This is a genomic window from Carnobacterium sp. 17-4 (assembly GCF_000195575.1).
In the GTDB taxonomy this organism is placed as follows: Bacteria; Bacillota; Bacilli; order Lactobacillales; family Carnobacteriaceae; genus Carnobacterium_B.
The window spans coordinates 1,052,173-1,072,871 of record NC_015391.1; the positions used below are offsets into that span (position 1 = coordinate 1,052,173).

The 20,699-nt window shown below is 33.6% G+C and carries 21 protein-coding genes and 1 riboswitch; of the genes, 17 read left to right on the forward strand and 4 right to left on the reverse strand.

Features of this window, described 5'->3' with window-relative positions:
• Positions 1 to 28 precede the first annotated feature (28 nt).
• The 11 genes from CAR_RS05140 (at position 29) to CAR_RS05190 (ending at position 11,959) form a co-directional block, all read left to right on the forward strand.
• Positions 29 to 766: a pseudouridine synthase gene (locus tag CAR_RS05140; protein WP_041556249.1), complete on the forward strand. Its 738-nt coding sequence runs from the start codon at positions 29 to 31 to the stop codon at positions 764 to 766.
• 221 nt (positions 767 to 987) lie between these two features.
• Positions 988 to 1,713 carry a response regulator transcription factor gene (locus CAR_RS05145; RefSeq protein ID WP_013710656.1) on the forward strand — a complete coding sequence of 242 codons (726 nt, stop codon included), beginning with the start codon at positions 988 to 990 and terminating at the stop codon, positions 1,711 to 1,713.
• A gap of 8 nt (positions 1,714 to 1,721) precedes the next feature.
• Positions 1,722 to 3,518: a sensor histidine kinase gene (locus CAR_RS05150; protein ID WP_041556251.1), complete on the forward strand. Its 1,797-nt coding sequence runs from the start codon at positions 1,722 to 1,724 to the stop codon at positions 3,516 to 3,518.
• A gap of 78 nt (positions 3,519 to 3,596) precedes the next feature.
• A riboswitch (FMN riboswitch) is annotated at positions 3,597 to 3,720 on the forward strand.
• Positions 3,721 to 3,860: 140 nt separating this feature from the next.
• The gene (locus CAR_RS05155; protein WP_013710658.1) at positions 3,861 to 4,442 is read left to right on the forward strand and encodes an ECF transporter S component; all 582 of its coding nucleotides are present in this window, start codon (positions 3,861 to 3,863) and stop codon (positions 4,440 to 4,442) included.
• 189 nt (positions 4,443 to 4,631) lie between these two features.
• Positions 4,632 to 5,702, forward strand: coding sequence for a helix-turn-helix domain-containing protein (locus CAR_RS05160; protein WP_041556253.1), 1,071 nt, complete (start codon positions 4,632 to 4,634; stop codon positions 5,700 to 5,702).
• Positions 5,695 to 7,140 carry a RecQ family ATP-dependent DNA helicase gene (locus CAR_RS05165; RefSeq protein WP_041556255.1) on the forward strand — a complete coding sequence of 482 codons (1,446 nt, stop codon included), beginning with the start codon at positions 5,695 to 5,697 and terminating at the stop codon, positions 7,138 to 7,140. Before CAR_RS05160 ends, CAR_RS05165 begins: the two co-directional genes overlap by 8 nt.
• A gap of 64 nt (positions 7,141 to 7,204) precedes the next feature.
• A complete protein-coding gene (locus CAR_RS05170; RefSeq protein WP_013710661.1) occupies positions 7,205 to 7,822 on the forward strand; it encodes a LysM peptidoglycan-binding domain-containing protein in 618 nt (205 codons plus the stop codon).
• Positions 7,823 to 7,910: 88 nt separating this feature from the next.
• On the forward strand, positions 7,911 to 8,588 hold the full coding sequence (gene cmk, locus CAR_RS05175; protein ID WP_013710662.1) for a (d)CMP kinase: 678 nt from the start codon (positions 7,911 to 7,913) through the stop codon (positions 8,586 to 8,588).
• Positions 8,589 to 8,691: 103 nt separating this feature from the next.
• Positions 8,692 to 9,912 (forward strand): 30S ribosomal protein S1, encoded by a 1,221-nt coding sequence (gene rpsA / locus CAR_RS05180; protein ID WP_013710663.1) that lies wholly within the window; start codon positions 8,692 to 8,694, stop codon positions 9,910 to 9,912.
• 187 nt (positions 9,913 to 10,099) lie between these two features.
• On the forward strand, positions 10,100 to 11,413 hold the full coding sequence (gene der / locus CAR_RS05185) for a ribosome biogenesis GTPase Der (protein WP_013710664.1): 1,314 nt from the start codon (positions 10,100 to 10,102) through the stop codon (positions 11,411 to 11,413).
• A 270-nt stretch (positions 11,414 to 11,683) separates the two neighbouring features.
• Positions 11,684 to 11,959, forward strand: coding sequence for an HU family DNA-binding protein (locus CAR_RS05190; RefSeq protein ID WP_013710665.1), 276 nt, complete (start codon positions 11,684 to 11,686; stop codon positions 11,957 to 11,959).
• A 288-nt stretch (positions 11,960 to 12,247) separates the two neighbouring features.
• Here CAR_RS05190 and CAR_RS13150 read toward each other — a convergent pair whose 3' ends face one another.
• From CAR_RS13150 to CAR_RS05200, 3 genes are all read right to left on the reverse strand, one after another.
• Positions 12,248 to 12,385, reverse strand: a complete 138-nt coding sequence (locus tag CAR_RS13150) for a hypothetical protein (protein WP_158305243.1) — start codon at positions 12,383 to 12,385, stop codon at positions 12,248 to 12,250.
• Positions 12,386 to 12,608: 223 nt separating this feature from the next.
• Positions 12,609 to 12,830: a glycine zipper family protein gene (locus CAR_RS05195; RefSeq protein ID WP_013710666.1), complete on the reverse strand. Its 222-nt coding sequence runs from the start codon at positions 12,828 to 12,830 to the stop codon at positions 12,609 to 12,611.
• Positions 12,831 to 13,070: 240 nt separating this feature from the next.
• Positions 13,071 to 14,048, reverse strand: coding sequence for a GGDEF domain-containing protein (locus CAR_RS05200; RefSeq protein ID WP_013710667.1), 978 nt, complete (start codon positions 14,046 to 14,048; stop codon positions 13,071 to 13,073).
• Positions 14,049 to 14,236: 188 nt separating this feature from the next.
• On the opposite strand from CAR_RS05200, the gene CAR_RS05205 reads away from it, so the two are divergent.
• Together CAR_RS05205 and CAR_RS05210 are read left to right on the forward strand one after the other, a co-directional pair.
• Positions 14,237 to 15,502 carry a tetratricopeptide repeat protein gene (locus CAR_RS05205; protein WP_013710668.1) on the forward strand — a complete coding sequence of 422 codons (1,266 nt, stop codon included), beginning with the start codon at positions 14,237 to 14,239 and terminating at the stop codon, positions 15,500 to 15,502.
• A 48-nt stretch (positions 15,503 to 15,550) separates the two neighbouring features.
• Complete coding sequence (locus CAR_RS05210) at positions 15,551 to 16,126, forward strand: ReoY family proteolytic degradation factor (protein ID WP_013710669.1); 576 nt, start codon at positions 15,551 to 15,553, stop codon at positions 16,124 to 16,126.
• On the opposite strand, the gene CAR_RS05215 is transcribed toward CAR_RS05210, so the two are convergent.
• Positions 16,123 to 17,013, reverse strand: a complete 891-nt coding sequence (locus CAR_RS05215; RefSeq protein ID WP_013710670.1) for a YitT family protein — start codon at positions 17,011 to 17,013, stop codon at positions 16,123 to 16,125. The two genes, CAR_RS05210 and CAR_RS05215, sit on opposite strands and share 4 nt — an antisense overlap.
• A 208-nt stretch (positions 17,014 to 17,221) precedes the next feature.
• Here CAR_RS05215 and dapB point away from each other — a divergent pair, with 208 nt between their 5' ends.
• From dapB to CAR_RS05235, 4 genes are all read left to right on the forward strand, one after another.
• Entirely contained in the window at positions 17,222 to 18,013 is a 792-nt protein-coding gene (dapB, locus tag CAR_RS05220) for a 4-hydroxy-tetrahydrodipicolinate reductase (RefSeq protein WP_013710671.1), read from the forward strand.
• Complete coding sequence (locus CAR_RS05225) at positions 18,010 to 19,215, forward strand: CCA tRNA nucleotidyltransferase (protein ID WP_013710672.1); 1,206 nt, start codon at positions 18,010 to 18,012, stop codon at positions 19,213 to 19,215. Before dapB ends, CAR_RS05225 begins: the two co-directional genes overlap by 4 nt.
• 173 nt (positions 19,216 to 19,388) lie before the next feature.
• Positions 19,389 to 19,991: a nitroreductase family protein gene (locus tag CAR_RS05230; protein WP_013710673.1), complete on the forward strand. Its 603-nt coding sequence runs from the start codon at positions 19,389 to 19,391 to the stop codon at positions 19,989 to 19,991.
• 208 nt (positions 19,992 to 20,199) lie between these two features.
• The gene (locus CAR_RS05235) at positions 20,200 to 20,676 is read left to right on the forward strand and encodes a hypothetical protein (RefSeq protein WP_013710674.1); all 477 of its coding nucleotides are present in this window, start codon (positions 20,200 to 20,202) and stop codon (positions 20,674 to 20,676) included.
• Positions 20,677 to 20,699: the final 23 nt, after the last annotated feature.

Consider the following 20,699-nt stretch of genomic DNA (forward strand, 5'->3'; position numbering starts at 1 on the left):
AAAAATAGAGTTGTACGAAGGAGAAATTATGGAAAGATTGCAAAAAGTTTTAGCTCATGCGGGGGTTGCCTCGCGTCGTAAATCAGAGGAACTTATTTCTAAGGGACATGTTAAAGTAAATGGAAAAGTTGTTAAAGAAATGGGAATTCAAATTGGGAATTCTGATGTAGTAGAAGTAGATGGAGTTCCAATTTATAGAGAAGAACCGGTCTATTTTTTATTAAATAAACCTAGAAATATGATTACAGCCGTTTCAGATGATAAGGGACGACCTGTAGTAACGGATTTATTTACTAATATAGAGCAACGAATTTACCCGGTAGGCCGATTAGACTATGACACAACAGGAGCATTGATGTTAACAAATGACGGAGAACTTTCCCAATTATTGATGCATCCCAAGTATCAAATAGATAAAACGTATGTGGCTAAAGTAAAAGGTTTAGTCGATAGAAAGGCACTGAATAAGCTTGAAAAAGGGATCGTTATTGAAGGTAAAAAAACGGCACCAGCTAAAGCTAAAATCCTTTCGGCTGATCGAGCAAAAGATATTACTATGGTCGAATTAACCATACATGAAGGTCGCAATAGACAAGTGAAAAACATGTTTCAAGCTATTGGCCATCCAGTAGAAAAATTAAAAAGAGAATCTTATGGCACATTAACGTTGGACGGATTGCAAACAGGCGAATGGCGTGAATTAAAGACATTTGAAATCTATCAATTGCGTAATTCAGCAACTCAAGAAGAAAACAAAACAAAGTAAATAAATGCGTAAAGAGCTTGGATAAAAAATCAAGCTCTTTTTTTATAAACAAATAAATGAAGCAGTTTTTTTAGAGTACGTACTTCTTTTTGAGAACGTTTTAGTATTTCACCAAGGAATTATGTCAATTAGTTGAAAATTGCAACAAATGTTGTGTATACTGATATTAGACTAAATTACTATAGGTAAGTGCTACAGGAAAATAATGAGGTGGAAATATAATGGGAAATGATGCAATGCATCTATTAGTAGTAGATGACGAAGATCGTATTCGTAGACTATTAAAAATGTATTTAGAGAGAGAAAATTATGTTATTTCTGAAGCTGATAATGGAGAAGATGCTGTTAAGATGGCTTTAGAAAATGATTACGATTTAATCCTGCTAGATTTGATGCTTCCTAAAATGGATGGTATTCAAGCTGCTGAGAAAATAAGAGAAAGTAAAAATACTCCGATTATGATGTTGACCGCTAAAGGGGAAGAAGTTAGTCGTATAGAGGGATTTGAAGTTGGTGCAGATGATTATATTGTTAAACCATTTAGTCCAAGAGAAGTTGTTTTAAGAGTATCGGCTATTCTAAAAAGAACCCAAAGCGGAAAACCAAAAGAAAAAGATAATCCTGATTTAATTAAAATGCCTCATTTTGAAATAGATGACCAATCTCATCGTGTCTTGGCAGATGGAAACGCTGTTAACTTGACTCCAAAGGAATATGATTTATTATTGTATCTAGCACAATCTCCGGATCAAATTTTTGGAAGAGAACAACTCTTACGTGAAGTATGGAAGTATGAGTTTTTTGGCGATTTAAGAACGGTAGATACTCATGTTAAGCGCTTAAGAGAAAAATTAACGAAGCATTCTGAACCGGCCGCAAAAATGATTGTGACCGTATGGGGTCTTGGTTATAAATTTAATTCTTTTCCAGAAGAATCTGAAAAGTAGGTTGGGATATGTTTAGACTAAATAGCCTAGTAACCCGTACTTGGGTAGTAACCATGTTAGCTATAGGTTTTTGTTTTTTTACCTCAACTCAAGTATATGGAATGATTTATAAAAAAAATATTGAAGAAAATTATATAAAAGATTTTGAAAGTTCAATGGATACTATTGCAGCCATGTCTGAAGAAAATCCAAATTTTTTAATAGATAATTTAGATAAAATAAGAGCTTTTAATTCACATCTTTTTTTAAGTATCCAACAAGGAGATGAACCTATAGTTTATTCTTCAAACATTGATTTGGATAAACAATTAAAAGCTATAGAAAAAGTTAAAGCTACCACTCAAGTGAACGCAGCATTAAATAGTGGAAAAGACGCTTTAGTTAAAGATGAAGTTAAATTTGATGGAAAATCAAAAACACCTTTCATCATGAAGATTAAGCATTTTAACCTTAATAATCAAGAGGGTAAACTGTACATCTATGGAGATTTATCATTTTTAAATAAAACCCATAGTAGAATGGCGATGTGGTCAATTGCGAATTTGATTCTTTATATCATAATAGGAATTTTATTGTTTTATTATTTCCAACGTAGACTAGGCCATCCTTTAACTCAATTGAGAGATATTGCTTACGATTATGCTAAAAATGATTTCTCAAAACAAACGCATTCGAATTACAAAGATGAGTTAGCTCAATTAGCGCTGGCTATGAATAAGATGGGTAAATCATTGGAAGTAACAGGAGCAGCAACTAGACAAGAAAAAGAATTATTAGAAAATATTGTGACGTCCATCTCGACTGGAGTATTGTATTACAATCAAGATAAAACATTGTTGATGTCTAATCCACTTGGAGATGAATACTTACAACACTTGTATCGATCAGATCAAGTGATGAAAACAATCATACCTGAAGTGTTAGAATATCGAATTGATTCTGTTATCAAATTTCCAGAAAAAGTAAGTTACGAAAACAATATCGATGATTATTATTACAATATAACGTTGATCCCACTTTTTGATGAAAATTTAGAAAGTGTTCGTGGTGTATTGGTTTCTATTCAGGACATTACTAAAGAAAAACGACTTGATATTATGAGAAATGATTTTATCAACAATATATCTCATGAATTAAGAACACCGTTAGTTATGATTCAAGGATACAGTGAAGCTATTTTGGATGATGTAGCTGAAACACAAGAAGAAAAAAAAGAAATGGCTAAGATAATCGGTGAAGAATCTATTCGAATGAACCGTATGGTCAACGAAATGCTCGATAGTTCTAGAATGGAAGCGGGCTTTATTAATTTGATTAAACTGGATGTACAGTTAGACGACTTTTTCAATAAGTTATTTACGCGATTTGCTACTATGTCTGAAAAAAATAATATTGAGATGAAATTGACGATTGATCCTAATTTAGACTCTTATTATATGGATGAAGACAAAATGAACCAAGTATTTGTAAACTTGATAAATAATGCGATCAGACATACTAGTTTGTCAAATAAAGAAAATAAGAAAGTAGAAATTTGGGTTCATTTAGAAAAAATAATGGATGAAATTTTGATTGAAGTAAGGGATAACGGAACAGGAATTTCTGAAGAAGATGTTCCTTATGTTTTCGATCGATTTTATAAAGCTGATAAATCGCGTACTGTGATGAAAGGCAATAAAACAGGAACAGGAATCGGTTTATCCATTGTTAAAAATATTATAGAAGCACATGGCGGCTTTGTCGAAGTAAAAAGCGTTATAAATGAGCATACTACTTTTGTTGTTCATTTACCGTATATCGATTGATTCATTAATAAAAAGTAAGTAACTATTGATTTTTCTTTTATTATGATATACAATTAAAATGTTAAAAAAAATATAAAGATTCGTCTTCAGGGGCAGGGTGAAATTCCCGACCGGTGGTATAGTCCACGAGCTAAATAGCATTATTTAGTTGAACTGGTTAAATTCCAGTACCGACAGTAAAGTCTGAATAAAGAAGATGGAGTTTATTTGAATATGCATCATTGTTCAAGTGCTCTGTTTAATTATCTATCTGAAGATAATTTGGACGAGCATTTTTATATTGCTTTTATTTAAATAGACTCAGTAATGCCTACGCTGATGAATCCTTTTAGGAGGATTTTTATGCAAACTAGTAACACGAAAAAAATGGTGGGAATCTCCATGTTGGCTGCTTTTGCAACCATTTTGATTTCATTTGGCTTTCCAATAATTCCAGGAGTTACTTTTCTTAAAGTAGACTTTAGTGATATTCCTGTTTTGATTGGAATGTTCTTATACGGTCCGGTTGGAGGCGTGATGGTTGCGTTCATACGTTCATTACTGCATTACATTCAAACGGGTGGTGACGCAGGATATCCCATTGGGGATACTGCAAGTTTTATAGCTTCTGTCGCGTATACATTGCCAATCTATTTAATCATGAAGACTAAAGTTCATGATATGAAAAATATTGTTTTTGCAAATGTGATTGGAACTGTATCTTTAACAGTTGTTCTATCATTTGTAAATTATTTATTCTTACTTCCTTTATACTTAAAAGTATTAAACTTTAGTGTAGGACCTATTAGAGAGTATCTTTTAATGGGTGTTATACCATTTAATATAATAAAAGGAGCAATAGTAAGCACAGTATTTATCTTAATCTTTGCAAAATTAAAAAATTGGTTGTTTCGTAACCAAATGACAAAAATTAGTTTTAAATAAATGAGAGAAATCGCAATTTTATTGCGGTTTCTTTTTTTATCTCTAAAATCATGCATTCGCTCCTGATTAATATTTATTAAAATTTATAAAAGAATACCCTAAAATTAGTTATTTTTGGTATATTAGATTTAACGATCTATCAGCGTTGCTGTTACGGTTGTTAAAGTATCTGAAATGAGGGTGAATGTCTTGGAGCAATCGTTATACAGTCAGATTTTCTGTCTTTCATTATATTCTAAAGACTACCCAATTAAACCTTCAACGCTATACCATATTCTAATAGGAAAAAGAACTGCTTCGATTTTGTTCAAAGCGCATACTTACCAAATGATCAAGTTTTTTTCAATTTTCCCCAATCTAAAACGAGAACAGTATAACCAGATGATTCAAGGTTTCGTTGCCAAAGGTTGGATCAAAGCAAACGATGCGAATGAAGAGTTTTATCTTTCTGAACAAGGGAAGGCAGAAGTAGAAGTCTATTTTTCTGAACATTTTTACCCCACAAATTTAAATCAATTATTAAATGGAAAAGCTACTAAGGAATTTTGGGAAAAAATTGTGTTTTTGACCCAAGTTCTTTCAGAATTACGGTACCAAAATAAGCGTTATTTACCTGTTAATAAAGAATGGAAAAACCAACTTTGGGTAAAAAATTGGTTGAAAAATAATCCATTGGATAAACAAGATCTCGCTCAATCTTTTGGAAAAGAATGGATTCATGTATTAAAAAACTTGGATTCATTTGCTGCAGAAATAGTGGTGTCACAATTGACAGGATATGAAAAATTTGGGAAAACAATTACTCAATTAGCTTCGATGCATAAAATTGAAGCGTTAGAAATGGCTTTTTTACTTCAAAATGCTATTATTCAAGTAATGGATCAAGTTGTTCGAAAAAAAGAAAACTATCCTCTATTTTATTTGATTTATCAAGAATGTATCAGAGATCCCTACAGTAATCTAAGCCAAAGTACAAGATTGACCGCAAACTATTTAGATAAAGGACTTTCTATTGAAAATATTGCACTTAAGAGGAAATTAAAGGCAAATACTATTTCAGAACACATCATTGAATTGGCTATTATTTTTCCGGATTTCGATATTTCTAGTGTAATACCGGATAGCGATTACCAACATTTAGTTACGGCATTTCAATCTAATGAAAAGATTAGCTATGAGGAATTAGAAAAAGATATGCCTCAGGTCCCATTTTCATGGTACAGATTGATCCAAGTTGAAAGGAGTCGTACCGATGAATAATAGAGAGCTCATCAAACAAAATTTAGAGGAATATTTTGGGTATACCTCTTTTAGAAATGGGCAAGAGGAAGCGGTTTTAGCAGCTTTGGAAGGTCGACACACCTTAGTTATGCTGCCAACTGGCACAGGAAAATCAATTTGTTATCAATTAACAGGTTATTGTTTGAATGGTCTTGTAGTGATTGTTTCACCTCTATTGTCTTTAATGCAAGACCAAGTAGAACAGTTAAAGCTTAACGGTGAAAAAAGAGTCGCAGCTATCAACAGTTTGATGAATGCACAGGAAAAAGAATGGGTTTTAAAGCATTTATCTCAATATAAATTTATTTTTCTTTCGCCTGAGATGCTTCACCAAGAATATGTGATGGCGTATTTAAAAAAAGTTCCAATTGGTCTTTTTGCCATTGACGAAGCCCATTGTATCTCTCAGTGGGGACTGGATTTCAGACCTGATTACTTAGATTTAGGATTGGTTCGTAAAGAACTAAACTTCCCGTTAACCATGGCATTGACCGCTACAGCTACAAAACGTGTACGAGAAGAAATTTTAACGTCATTGCATATTGACGATGGAAATACAAAGGAGATTGTTTATTCAGTCGACCGTTCAAACATTGCTTTTTCTACAATTATCTGTGACCGAGACAAGAATCAGCACTTAATGAATCAAATTGAAAAATTGAAGAAACCAGGAATTATTTATTTTTCTAGTAAGAAAACTGCCGATGAAATTGCTGAAATGATTCGTGCAAAAACAACCATTATTGCAGAAAGTTACCACTCCGATATAGAATCAGAAGACAAAATTAAAATACAACAGCAATTTGTTCATAATGAAATTGATATTATTTGTGCGACGAGCGCATTTGGAATGGGCATCAATAAAAGTAATATTCGATTTGTTATTCACTATCATCTTCCGGGAAGTCCTGAAGCGTATTTGCAAGAAGTCGGAAGATGCGGCAGAGATGGAGAACCAAGCTTGGCTCTATTGCTGTATGAACAAGGAGATAGTATGATTCAATTTCGTTTGCAAGAATACACATTACCGACAGTTGAGATGTTAGAATATGGGTATAAAAAAGGTGTGATCCCAGAAGGTAGTTGCAGTCCTTCCCAAAAGCAACTAATAGAAAATTATTTAAAATCCAATCTATCTATTGAAACAGCCAAGCAGCAAGTAAAAAGTAGAATTGTTTACAAACAACAACAATTGTATTACATGATGGATTATGCTGAAACATCAAGTTGCAAAAGAAGCTTTCTCTTGCATTATTTTGATGAAAAATTAGAAGGCAAACCAGATCGTTGCTGTAATAATTGCAGTCTTGAAATCGCTGATTTTTACGGCGAATCTGATTTAAAACAAAAAATAGGTTCTCGAAATGAAAAAAGTTGGGAAGAAACTATAAAGGAATTATTTTTAATAGGAAATTAATAAGACAATTCTATGTAAAAATGATACAATAATACAGAGTTTAGCCTAGGAGGAGTACTAAAAGATGAGTAAAAAAAATTCGAAAAATAACCCAAAAAAAGAAAAAGCATGGAATCGTAAATTTGATGATGACGATAGTTTAGTGGATGATAAATATTCTAGAACAGCAAGGAAAAAAGCGAAGAAAAGTGTACACCCTGTTATAACATCTTTGTTTATTTTCTTACTATTGATTATTATCTTGCCAAGTGTTGCTTATCTTTGGTGGTCTAATGCAGACTCCGATAGTAGTAAAAACCAGAATGAAACGGAAGAAAGAATGACAATAACACAAAATAGCAGTAGTGAATCAAGCAGCTCAGAAGAATCGGTTTCTGAGTCGGAACCCGAATCAGAAGTTTCATCTGAAAGTATAGAAGAAGAGTCATCTGAAAGTGAAGCTGTACAACCAGAAGAGCCTGAATCACAAGTGGCAGAACAGCCTGTGATCGAAGAGCCTGAAAGTGTTGAAGAACCAGAGTCTGAAGTGGTAGAAGAAGCAACAAATACTTATACTGTTCAAGCAGGAGACAATCTGTATCGTATTGCTGTAAATCATGGTATGTCGACAGATGAATTGAAAGCATTAAATGGTATAGCAGGCGATTCAGTTAGTGTAGGAATGGTTTTGAAAGTTAAATAAATGTTCTTTAGAGTTGGATTTTTATAATCGGCAGAAGGCTAGGGTTAACCTAGCCTTTTTAATATGAAAAAAGAAAGTAGGAAAAAATTTGAAAAAAACAATACAAGTTGCCATTGACGGTCCGGCATCAGCTGGAAAAAGCACAGTCGCTAAGATATTAGCGAAAGAATTAGGTTACATTTATTGCGATACTGGAGCAATGTATCGTGCTCTAACATATCAAGCAATCAAAAATAAAATCGAAGTAACAGATGAAAAACAATTAGTTCGCTTATTAAAAGAAATGGTTATTTCTTTTGAACCAAATAAAGGCAATCAAAAAGTATTTATTAATGGTGAGGAAGTCACCGATGCTATTCGTTTAACAGATGTAACAAATGCCGTTTCAGCCGTTTCAGCGCATGGCGAAGTTAGAAAAGAATTAGTAAAAAGGCAACAAGAAATAGCTTCACACGGTGGAGTAGTTATGGACGGTCGTGATATTGGTACAGCCGTTTTGCCAACAGCAGAAGTGAAAATATTTCTTATTGCTAGTGTTGACGAACGAGCAGAAAGACGCTATAAAGAAAATTTAAGTAAAGGTATACCTACTTCACTAGAAGTATTGAAGCAAGAAATTGCGGATCGAGATTACAAAGATTCACATCGTGAAGTTTCTCCGCTTACACAAGCTGAAGATGCTATTCTCTTAGATACAACTAGCTTGTCTATTGAACAGGTTGTTGAAAGAATCAGAGAATTAATTCAAATCAAACTTACTAATTGAGGATTCTTTTATTTTTTCAATCGTTATGGTGGCAATAATTTGAAAAATTGGTTAAAATATAGAGAGAAAGTATTTAATTGGCTAGCTATAGGAGGGCAAACAGATGACGGAAAATGAAAAAAACCAAGAGGTCAACGAACAAGAATCAATGATGGACGCAATGAATAGTGTTCAAGAAATTAATATTGGCGATATTGTTAAAGGTGAAATTTTAACGATTCAAGATAATAAGCAAGCTATAGTTGGCATCATTGGTGGCGGAGTTGAAGGTGTTATTCCGAACAATGAATTATCAGCTGCTCCATTTGAAAACGTTACAGATATTGTAAATGTTGGAGATATCGTAGATTTAGTTGTTATCAAAGAGATTAAAGAAAAAGAAAATGGTAGCTATTTGCTATCAAAGCGTCGTATTGATGCTAAACAAGTCTGGGAAAAAGTTCAAAAAGAATTTGATGAAGGTACCATTATTGAAGCACCTGTTAAAGAAGTAGTAAAAGGTGGTTTAGTTGTAGATGTGGGCGTCAGAGGATTTGTACCTGCTTCTATGGTAGATGTTCATTTTGTAGAAGATTTTTCTAGTTATAAAGGACAGACGTTGAAATTTAAAATTGTTGAAATCGAACCTAGTGAGAACCGCTTAATTCTTTCTCATAAGGCTGTTGTTGAAGCAGAAAATGAAGAAAAGAAAAAAGACTTACTTAATCATTTGGTTGAAGGCGATATTGTAAAAGGAAAAATCGCTCGTCTAACAAATTTTGGAGCTTTTATTGATCTTGGCGGTGTAGATGGTCTTGTTCACATCTCACAAATTGCTTATGAGCATGTAAAAGATCCTGCAGATGTCTTAACAGTCGGAGAAGAAGTTAATGTGAAGATTCTTTCTGTAAATGAAGAAGAAGGCCGTATTTCTCTTTCTATTAAAGAAACTTTGCCTGGACCATGGGATGATATTGAAGAGCGCGCAGCAGTAGGGTCTGTTCTGGATGGTCTAGTTAAACGTTTAACAAGTTTTGGAGCGTTTGTTGAAGTCTTCCCAGGAGTTGAAGGACTTGTTCATATCTCGCAAATTTCGCACAATCATATTGCAACTCCACATGAAGTTTTAAATGAGGGCGACGAAATTAAAGTGAAAGTATTAGAAGTTAATCCAACAGATCAAAGACTTTCTTTAAGTATTAAGGCATTAGAAGAGAAACCGAATCAGCCAAAAGCAAGTCAAAAAGAAACCAATTACGACTTGCCTGAAGAAGATACAGGTTTTACGTTAGGTGATATTTTAGGCGATCAATTGTCTGATATTACAACAGATGATGATAATTAATTAAACCGTTAAAAAGGATATGTGAGCATTTTTTGTTCACATGTTCTTTTTTTTGCATTTATTAAGTAAAATATAACGAAAAAATAAAGTATTTATGAGAGTTTGCCTTATTCCTTAAGCAAAAGCTTGCATGTTTTGAGGTATTTCTATAAACTTACAAGAGAATATAAAAAAGGAGGCAAAAACAATGGCAAAACCAGTTGTAGCCATCGTTGGTCGCCCTAACGTAGGAAAATCAACTATTTTTAATCGTATTGTTGGAGAGCGTATCTCAATTGTAGAAGACGTATCAGGAGTAACCCGTGATCGTATTTATGCACCAGCAGAATGGCTAGGAAAAGAATTTAATGTGATTGATACAGGCGGGATCGATTTAGGTGATGAACCATTTTTAGAACAGATTAAATACCAAGCTGAAATAGCTATGGATGAAGCAGATGTGATTATTTTTATCACAAGTGTAAAAGAACACATAACAGATGCAGATGAGAATGTAGCAAAAATTCTTTATCGTACAAACAAACCAGTCTTATTAGCTGTTAACAAAGTAGATAATCCTGAAATGCGTAACGATATTTTTGACTTTTATTCTTTAGGATTAGGGGAACCTTTCCCAATATCAGGAAGTCATGGTTTAGGAATTGGTGATTTGTTGGATGCAGCAATCAGCCACTTCCCAGAAGAGCAAGAAGAAGAGTATGATGATTCCGTTATAAAATTCAGCTTGATTGGTAGACCAAATGTTGGGAAATCATCACTTGTAAATGCTATATTAGGAGAAGATCGAGTGATTGTTTCGAGTATTGCAGGAACGACTCGTGATGCTATCGATACAGCTTTTGTAGGCGAAGACGGAACTGAATTTGTGATGATTGATACTGCTGGAATGCGTAAAAAAGGGAAAGTTTATGAAAATACTGAAAGATATAGTGTTTTAAGAGCCCTAAGAGCAATCGAACGTTCTGATGTTGTTTTATGTGTATTGAATGCTGAAGAAGGTATTAGAGAGCAAGATAAAAAAGTTGCTGGATATGCTCATGAAGCCGGAAAAGGAATCATCATTGTTGTAAATAAATGGGATACTCTTGAAAAAGATAACCACACAATGAAAGCATTTGAAGAACAAATTAGAAGTGAATTTTTGTATCTAAGCTATGCACCAATCATATTTGTGTCAGCTTTAACGAAACAACGTCTAAATAAACTTCCTGAAATTATCGAGCGAGTAAGTATGAATCAAAACTTACGCATTCAATCAGCTACCTTGAATGAAGTCATATTAGATGCAGTGGCTATGAATCCAACTCCAACGGATAAAGGAAAACGATTGCGTATTTATTATGCTACTCAAGTAGCCGTTAAACCGCCAACGTTTGTAGTGTTTGTGAATGAACCCGAAATGATGCATTTCTCTTATGCTCGTTTCTTAGAAAATCGCATTCGTGATGCCTTTACTTTTGAAGGAACACCGATTCATTTGATCGTAAGAAGAAGGAAATAAAAAATTAAATTGGTATTTTAACATAACTCTTAAGGGGTTTCAAATAATTTAATCATTATTTATAAAATGCATAAGAAAATTTCCTGAAACGCTAAAAATCATTGCAGTATCAGTATTTATATGATATCTTTTTAAATGAAATGTCATTTAGAAATACTAATTTTACATTTCGCATTGATTCATTTTTGGGCCACTCAAAAATGTCTAAATGATGTTTATTTGCTAAAAAATAAAGCATCAATTCTTCTTTCCGAGGGAGGTGAAATACACATGGCTAACAAAGCAGAATTAATCGAAAACGTTGCGACTTCAACAGGACTTACTAAAAAAGATGCAACTTCAGCAGTAGATGCTGTTTTTGAATCAATTCAAACTTCATTAAGTGAAGGTGAAAAAGTTCAAATTATTGGTTTTGGTAACTTTGAAGTTCGCGATCGTGCTGCACGTAAAGGTCGTAACCCTCAAACAGGGGAAGAAATCCAAATTGCTGCAAGCAAAGTACCTGCATTTAAACCAGGTAAAGCTCTTAAAGACGCAGTTAAATAATACAGTACTTAAAACCCCTGAGAAATCAGGGGTTTTTGCTGTTTTATAGGGATAGATGTTTCCAAAACTAGCAAAAAACTAGTAGAAATTTATAATCCGCTAGCTTCAAGCTTAGCAATTACGTTTGTTTTCATTGAACTAGTGACGTGAGTATAAAGATGATCTGTAATATCTGCGTCCATATGATCAACTCTTTCTATGATTTACTTTAAAGGCACGTTCTTTCCGGCTAATTAGGAGTTGTAAGAGTGTCTGGATATGTGATAAGTAGATTGCCTTGCTTTTAGTCTAACGCGCTGCACTGCCCTTTCTAAGGCTATATGAAGGAGTTGTTTTGAATTGGCGTTCAGTTAGGTACATAAATTCAGCCAGCTGCTCTAAACGATAAATAGATTCTTCAGTAAAGTTCAACCTATAAAGCTTCATCTTCATAGCTCTAAAAATTCAATTTCAATTCGTTTTATATCTTGGAATGTTTTAGTATGTCTGCCTAAAGTGACGTTGTCTAGAGGGTTTTCCTCAACATATTTCATATAAGTAGATTTAAAAGAGGGGATGTATTACTGTGACTAGTCTAATTGAATTGGTTGGAAAAATTTTCTAAGCTACTGAAACTATAAAAAAAGCCACTTCTTGAATGAGGTGGCTTTTATTTTGATTTATTTTTTGATTTTTGACTGCCCATAGCTGCACCAACTGCAACTCCGAGAGTAATACCTATAGCGATTCCTATAGCCAAATTATCAAATACTAGTCCTAAAGCAGCACCAAACGCAAGACCATAAGACATACCTAAAGCAATGTAAGATGCTTGATCTGTGTTCTTTCCATTATTTTCCTTTTCACTATCTTTATTATCTAATTCTCCCATAAGTAACTCCTCCTTGTATTTTTATTTTAGCATATTAGTTAAGATAATCTATTAATTGAAATTAAACATCCCATTCTAATACCGGAATTCAATATTCACACTTGTGATGATGTTCCGGTATATCCAATGGACGCATTTAATTAATACAGTATTTAAAATCCTTGAGAAGTCAGTAGTTTTATTGATTAAAGTAATAAAAAGTCTTATTTCGTAAATTAATTTACGAAATAAGACTTAATTTTACATGATAATTTGGTTTCCACCATTTTTAACGGCGGTTACTAATTTTTTTGATACATTATTAACTAACTCACTGATTGTTTCTTCTTTATTGAATTCGGATATACCAACACTTACGCTTACATGCTTTGGAACATCGAAAAGGGTTTCTAAAACAGTCTGTCTTATTGTGTCAGCAAGGATATAAGCTTCTTCTTTTTGAGTATCATTTAATAAAATCAAAAATACGGATTCTCTGTATCGACCAGCAACGTGTCTATTTTCTTGAATGGCTACTTGTATGATTTGACCAGTAACTTTTAGTATCTCTTCACTTAGGACCACTCCAAACAGTTCCTCATATTCGGAATACTTATCAATTTTCAAAAACATTACCGATAAAGGAAGGTCAGTTTTTTTTGAATGGTTTGCATGTTTTGCTAGCTCCACTGTAACAGCTGTTCTGTTATATAGAGAAGTGAGAGTATCTTTTTTCATTTGATTAGATAAATTTTGATTTCTGACCATTAGTTGATCTCGTTCTTGTTCTTCTTGTGTAATGTCAAATACAATTCCTTTAAGAAATAGTGGAGCTCCTTGTTCATTTCGCTCTGTTACTTTTCCGAAATCGCGGTACACTTTCCATGAACCATCTTTGGCTTGAATACGGTATTTTGTATTCCAAGCAGGTATTTCTCCCTTAAGATGATCTGTCATTAATTGCATCACTTCATCTATGTCATCAGGGTGAATTTTATCTGTAAAAAAATGATAGGGAACTTTTTCCGGAAGGTCTTCTTTTAAGTATCCGATGGCTTCTGCTTTTAGCGGATTAAAGGTGACTTCATTCAATGTAAAATCCCAGAACCATTGCCCTAAATTTTGTGTCCATTCAAATTCTAGACGTTCTGTTTCTTGAAGAGCTACCAATAGTTCTTTATTCAATCTTTTCAAAGAAGTCATTTGTAAGATGAGCTCTTCATTAGTATATTCTTGCAAAGTACTAGCCCCTTTGTTAAAAATTTAGTTGACTGAAAATATTAACCTTTTAAGCTTACTTTAAATTAGAGTTGAGTTCAATAATTTTTGTACACTTTAATAAATAGAAAAGTGTAAGACCCTAGTTGTTCTAATTTATGTTAAAATAGAAGATATAGAAGATTGTAAAATGAAAGAGGTTTTTTGACATGTCATATGGACAAATGATGATTGACACGCTTCAAAATAATCAATTAGAAGAAGCGATGGATTATTTTGAACAGGCTTTAAAACAAGATACAGATGAAGAACTGTATAATCTTGCAGATTCTCTTTATCACCTTGGTTTTTTAAATGAAGTAAAAAAAATAAACCTGTACCTGCTGGAACGTTATCCTGAAGACGATGAATTAAGAATAGGTTTAGCAGAAATAGCTATTGAAGCAAATGAATTAGATACAGCAATGGATTGGTTACTAGAAGTCACAGAAGACAGTGCTGTTTATCCCCAAACGTTGCTTGTTTTAGCCGACTTATACCAAGTTCAAGGTCTTTATGAAGTGAGTGAGCAAAAGCTGCTCAAAGCGAAGGAAATCTTATCTGACGAACCAGTTATAGATTTCGCCTTAGCAGAATTACATTTTTCTATGGGGAAATACGCTCAAGCGATTCATGGCTATGAAGAATTGATGAGCCAAGGTCTATCTGATTTTTCAGGCATTAACCTTGCTGCACGATGCGGAAGCTCATACAGTGCTTTAGGTGATCTGGAGCAAGCTATCCTATATCTAGAGCAAAGTTTGGAAGAAAAAGAGAATGTTGACACGTTATTCCAATTGGGCTTCTCTTATTTACAAGACAAACAATACCGTCGTTCAATTGAAACCTTGAATAAATTAAAAGACTTAGATCCGAACTACACAACTTTGTACCCATATTTAGCTAAAGGGCTTGAAGAAGAAAATGAACTGGACAAGGCTCTAGAAACCATCAAAGAAGGATTAAGAGTTGATGAATACAATTATGAACTTTTCTATTATGGTGCTGATATAGCCATCAAGTTAGAAGATGAACCTTTAGCAGAAGCTTATTATTTAAAGGCCGTTCAACTTGTTCCAGAAAATTCAACTGTGCAGTTAGCGTATACAAATTTATTGCTGAAACAAGAACGTTTCGATGAAACTGTCGAATGGATTCAAAAAATGCTCGTGCAAAATGAAGTCGATCCTCAGTTTTATTGGAATTTAGCCTTAGCCAATGAAGGTTTGGAAGAATATTCAGCAGCAAGTACAGCTTATCAAAAAGCATATCCGTCACTTCGTCAAAATAAGGATTTTTTGAAATCGTATATCTATTTTCTGCGGGAAGAAGGAGAACGTACCGTTATTAAAGATGTCATAAACGATTATTTACTTCTTGAGCCAACAGATGCAGAAATATTAGAAATACTAGAAGAAATAAATAGCAACTATTAATTGATTAAGTTATAATGAGAAAAAGGGTAAGATAGGGAGGTTTTTTACATGAACATCCAAATTTCTTTAGAAGCTAAAAAGATTTTTCTTGGCTGGTTTTTAGACCGATACCAATTGAAAAGAAGAGAATCCATGTGGATCCTAAACTACTTACTAAATCATGATATAGTATTAAATAAAGTCCATTTTGTAGAGGCTGTAGATAAAACTCCACGTGGAATGATGATATCTACAACGGAAATGAATAATGAGCCATTTCTATTTTATAAGAATGGGACAGTGTTTAGTGATCCGGAACAGGCTTTCCATGAAGTTCGATTAAATTGGCAAGAAGAAATGTATATTGAGCTTGTCTTTTTAAATCCATGGAAGTCTGCCGAATATGTGACTGTATTAGAAGATAATCCCTATTACAAATGGAATGAAACCATTAGCATAAAACTTGTTGAAGAAGTCGAACTTGCACTTGAGACGTTGTCATTAACTGAGCGGAAACAAAATACATTACATCAAATTGATTTGTCTTTAGAAAAGGACGATCGAGAAAGATTTATACAATTGTCAAAACAATTGAAAGAAATTGAAGAGGATTTAAAGAATGAACAAAAAAAGCCCAACCATTAAGGTTGGGCTTTTTTTTTGAACATTGGTTGCTTAGGTTTAGGGTCGAATGAAAAACCTTCTCCTAAAACTTCATGTACCGTTAGAAGAGAATAAAAGGCTTTTGGATCAATTTCATGAATGATTCGTTTAGCCATGACGATTTCATGACTGCCTAAAACGCAATACAATACTTTCTTTTCTTCTTTTGAATAAGCACCTTCAGCTTTGAAGAACGTTACGCCACGTTCCATCTCTGACATAATCGTTTCAGCGATACGATCATTTTTCTCTGAGATAATGAGCAGTCCTCTTGCTGCATAAGAACCATCTTGCATGAAGTCAACAATTTTAGAAAATACATATGAAGCAAGTAACGTATACATCATGTGAGGCAAGTCTATGTAAGTTAACGATAACGTTAAAATGAAAACATCAAAAATCAATAATGTTTTCCCCATAGAAATACCTTTTTTCTTTTCTAAAATACGAGCAAGAATATCACTGCCACCAGTTGTTCCGCCCGAACGGTAGATCATACCGCTACCTACTCCGCCACATAAGCCAGCTAAGATACCAGCTATAAAAAGGTCGTTTTCTAAATCAATAGCAATTGAAGTTCTTTGCCATATGTATAAGAAGAAGGACAACATAGCTGTTCCGTATATGGTGTAAACTAAAGAACGGTTGCCTAACATTTTCCATCCGATTAATATCGTTGGGATGTTTAGGAGTAAAGTAGAAAGAGCTGGATCAATTTGAAACCAGTAGCGTAACAATAAAGAAACGCCTGTCATTCCACCTTCAGCTAATTCGTTTGCAATGTTAATATACACTAGTCCAAATGCATAAAGTGCACAGCCAATTGTGATGATCAGTAAATCTTTTACAGCTAATTTTTCGTTTAACATACCTTCACTCCTGACTTGATTTATCTTATAAATAATACATTTTTTTTTAAAAACAAGCAACAAGTCTTGCAACCTTCTCACTTTTTGGTAGACTTAAAGAGTAGTAGACTATGAAATGAATAGTGCAATAGTCATTTGGCATAGATAAAATAGATAATGTGAAAAAAGAAGTTACGGTGGAAAAGCCGATTGAGAGGGAAGATTAAAAATGATTAAAATTGTAGTTGCAGGCTTTAAAGGTAAGATGGGATTAACGGCCACAAAAATGGTACTAGAAAACGAAAAGTTCTCATTAGTAGGCGTACTTGATCCTCATTCTTCTGAAAAAAATCTAAGTGAGTTAACCGAATTTTCAAATATAGATGTACCTGTGTTTCAAGACAAAGAACTAATGGTGAAAGAAGTCCAAGCAGATGTGTGGATCGACTTTACAATTCCCGCTGTTGCTTTCAAAAATACGTGTTTTGCTTTAGAAAAAGGGATTCGCCCCGTAGTGGGGACAACTGGTTTTACAGAAAGTGAAGTTAAAGAAGTCCAACAATTAGCTAAAGATAAAAATATTGGGGGATTAATTGCGCCTAATTTTGCTATTGGAGCAGTTCTCATGATGGAGTTTGCTGCTAAAGCTTCTAAGTATTTCCCAGATGTTGAAATAACTGAGATGCATCATGATAATAAATTAGATGCACCAAGCGGTACAGCAATTAAAACAGCTGAAATGATCTTTGCTGCACGTGGACATCATGAACAAGGAAACCCTGAGGAAAAAGAGCTGATTAAAGGAGCACGTGGAGCTGATTATGAAGGCATGAAAATTCACAGTGTGCGTTTACCCGGTCTGGTGGCTCATCAACAAGTGCAATTTGGAAGTGTTGGCGAAGGACTAGTAATCCGCCATGATTCATTTGATCGCTCTTCGTTTATGACAGGTGTGGCTTTAGGCTGTGAAAAGGTAATGTCATTAAATGAATTAGCCTATGGATTGGAAAATATTTTATGATTTTGTTCGATCATCAGTTTAAACAGGCATTGCCAATTATTGATAAAATAGAAGAAGCTGGTTTTAAAGCTTATTTTGTGGGTGGAAGTGTCAGAGATACCCTTTTAAATAAGCCAATCAATGACGTGGATATCGCCACAAGTGCAAAACCAAATGAGATCAAAGGAATTTTCCCGAAAACAATTGATGTAGGCATCGAACATGGTACTGTAATGGTGTTATGGAAAGATGCAAGCTATGAAATCACTACATTCAGAACGGAATCAACGTATCAAGATTTTAGACGTCCTGATACTGTTGAATTTGTTCGTTCCTTAAAAGAAGATTTAAAACGACGTGATTTTACAATTAATGCATTAGCAATGAACCGAGATGGAGAAATCATTGACTATTTCAATGGTCAAAAAGATCTAGAAAATAAATTGATCAAAGCAGTCGGTATTCCAGAAGAACGTTTTTTCGAGGATGCTTTACGTATGATGCGTGGAGTAAGATTTGTTAGCCAACTAAATTTTAATATGGATAGCGAAACAGAAGCAGCGATTCAAAAAAACCATCCTTTGCTTAAAAAAATAGCAATCGAACGCATTCAAGTAGAATTTGTTAAACTTCTTTTAGGAAGTGGAAGAAAACAAGGGCTTGGGTTATTTATCCGAACGAATCTCTTTTATTATTGTCCAGGACTGAAGGGCTCCAAAAAAGAGTTAGAAGCCTTCGCTAAACTAGAGTGTGTGATTGAGAATCGAATCGTTGCGTGGACGTTGTTAATTCATCATCTTAAAAAAACGAGTGATGATGTTGAGCCATTTTTAAGAGCTTGGAAATGTTCAAAAAAAGAAATTAATCAGGTGAAATTAGCAATGATTGCTTTAGAGCATCGCTTGAAAGATGATTTTAATCGTCAAGTCCTTTATCAAGTTGGACTTCAAATTGCGTTAGATGTTGAAACAGTTATGGATTGTTTAGGATATCCGATTAATTTTGAGTCCGTTCAGATGATGTACCAAGAGTTGCCAATTTATAGTAAGCATGACCTGGAAGTAGATGGCGATGATCTACAAGTAGTATTGAATCGAAAGCCTGGCAAATGGTTAGGGAATTTGATAACAGAAATAGAGACCACTATTTTATCAGGTGAATTGGCTAATGAAAAATCGGTCATAGTTGAATGGATTTCAAATCATTATACTAAAGATGCTTGAAAAAGCTGCTATAGCGTTATCTAAGTAAAAAGATAGTCATCTATAAAAAACGATGACTATCTTTTTCTTACTTTTTGTAACTAATTATACAAAAAGTAAGAAAAAGGTTTACGCACTAAAAATAAGTTGTTATACTAATATTGTAAGTTAATTAAAGGAGGAATTTTTAAATTATGGAAAACCAATTCACAAAATTATTAGAAGAACGTCGTTCAATTTATTCTTTAGGAAAAAATGTTTCTTTACCTGAATCAGAAATCGTTGGATTAGTTGCAAAAGCGATTAAAGAAAGCCCATCTTCATTCAATTCACAAACTTCACGTGCAGTAGTATTATTTGGAGCTGCTCACAACAAACTTTGGGATATTACTGAAGAAGCTTTACTTAAAGCTATTCCAGAAGGACAAGATGTTACTCCAACTAAAGAAAAATTAAATAGCTTCCGTGCAGCATTCGGAACAATTTTATTCTTTGAAGATACAAGTATCGTTAAAGCTTTACAAGAACAATTTGCATTATACGCAGATAACTTCCCTATCTGGTCTGAACAATCTACTGGGATTGCACAAAACTCTGTATGGACAGCATTAGCTGTTGAAAATATTGGAGGAAGTTTACAACACTACAACCCATTAATTGACGATGCTGTTAAAAAAGAATGGAATCTTTCTGCAGACTGGAAATTAACAGGACAAATGCCGATTGGTTCTATTGAAGCTCCAGCTGGTGAAAAAGAATACATGGACGATTCTGCTAGAGTTCTTGTATTTGACTAATCATTAATGAACTAAACGAACGGTCTATTAAGAAATAGATGAAGGCATAGGAAATTGGTGAACTTCCTATGCCTTTTTTTGTTTTTGTCTTGTTAAAAAAATCACAATTTCTAATCTTTTTTATTTACATCTAGTTATTTTATGGTAGAATGAAACTAGTAAAAGAATCACAAACTTTTTAAATAATAAAAAAAAGGGAGCGAAAATAATGAAAAAAGAAGTTAAGGCATTAAAAATGACGTTTAAAAATAAAGAAACTTGGACAATCGATAAAGAATTTATTGGAGATTTATGGATTAAACACATTTCAAAAAGCTTTGGACGCATTGGTGATAGCGAACTTCAAGAAATTTTCCCGTGTGAATCTTTAAAAATCGAAATTTTTCCAGAGGCTGATGAAGTGAATTCAAGCGACATTAATCTTGGCGGTTTAGAAATGGGTATGTTTGATCGTGCAGTAAAAGATCCAGATATTGAAAAAATGGATATCCTGTATAGAGATAGTGAAAACTCAGATTCTGTAGAAATTATTGCTAAAGAGACCGTTTATTTCCCTTATGAAGCAATTGATTCTGATCGAATTGACAACGCTTATCAAAGTTCATTTGTTTCTCAAGATAATGTGTTGTACATTGTCATTGATAAAGAAAAAACAGTAAATGATATCTATAAAGATAAATTTTAAAAAGAAATAGTTGGTACTTAAAT

Excerpts from the sequence above, each read along its gene's own strand:
- CAR_RS05195 (WP_013710666.1), bottom strand. The coding sequence starts at position 12,830 with ATGGGAGAATTAGATAATAAAGATAGTGAAAAGGAAAATAATGGAAAG.
- CAR_RS05155 (WP_013710658.1), top strand. The coding sequence starts at position 3,861 with ATGCAAACTAGTAACACGAAAAAAATGGTGGGAATCTCCATGTTGGCT.
- CAR_RS05235 (WP_013710674.1), top strand. The coding sequence starts at position 20,200 with ATGAAAAAAGAAGTTAAGGCATTAAAAATGACGTTTAAAAATAAAGAA.
- CAR_RS05210 (WP_013710669.1), top strand. The coding sequence starts at position 15,551 with ATGAACATCCAAATTTCTTTAGAAGCTAAAAAGATTTTTCTTGGCTGG.
- CAR_RS05150 (WP_041556251.1), top strand. The coding sequence starts at position 1,722 with ATGTTTAGACTAAATAGCCTAGTAACCCGTACTTGGGTAGTAACCATG.
- CAR_RS05190 (WP_013710665.1), top strand. The coding sequence starts at position 11,684 with ATGGCTAACAAAGCAGAATTAATCGAAAACGTTGCGACTTCAACAGGA.
- CAR_RS05170 (WP_013710661.1), top strand. The coding sequence starts at position 7,205 with ATGAGTAAAAAAAATTCGAAAAATAACCCAAAAAAAGAAAAAGCATGG.
- CAR_RS05145 (WP_013710656.1), top strand. The coding sequence starts at position 988 with ATGGGAAATGATGCAATGCATCTATTAGTAGTAGATGACGAAGATCGT.
- der (WP_013710664.1), top strand. The coding sequence starts at position 10,100 with ATGGCAAAACCAGTTGTAGCCATCGTTGGTCGCCCTAACGTAGGAAAA.
- CAR_RS13150 (WP_158305243.1), bottom strand. The coding sequence starts at position 12,385 with ATGAAGCTTTATAGGTTGAACTTTACTGAAGAATCTATTTATCGTTTA.
- CAR_RS05140 (WP_041556249.1), top strand. The coding sequence starts at position 29 with ATGGAAAGATTGCAAAAAGTTTTAGCTCATGCGGGGGTTGCCTCGCGT.
- rpsA (WP_013710663.1), top strand. The coding sequence starts at position 8,692 with ATGACGGAAAATGAAAAAAACCAAGAGGTCAACGAACAAGAATCAATG.
- CAR_RS05165 (WP_041556255.1), top strand. The coding sequence starts at position 5,695 with ATGAATAATAGAGAGCTCATCAAACAAAATTTAGAGGAATATTTTGGG.
- CAR_RS05215 (WP_013710670.1), bottom strand. The coding sequence starts at position 17,013 with ATGTTAAACGAAAAATTAGCTGTAAAAGATTTACTGATCATCACAATT.
- CAR_RS05230 (WP_013710673.1), top strand. The coding sequence starts at position 19,389 with ATGGAAAACCAATTCACAAAATTATTAGAAGAACGTCGTTCAATTTAT.
- CAR_RS05225 (WP_013710672.1), top strand. The coding sequence starts at position 18,010 with ATGATTTTGTTCGATCATCAGTTTAAACAGGCATTGCCAATTATTGAT.
- CAR_RS05205 (WP_013710668.1), top strand. The coding sequence starts at position 14,237 with ATGTCATATGGACAAATGATGATTGACACGCTTCAAAATAATCAATTA.
- dapB (WP_013710671.1), top strand. The coding sequence starts at position 17,222 with ATGATTAAAATTGTAGTTGCAGGCTTTAAAGGTAAGATGGGATTAACG.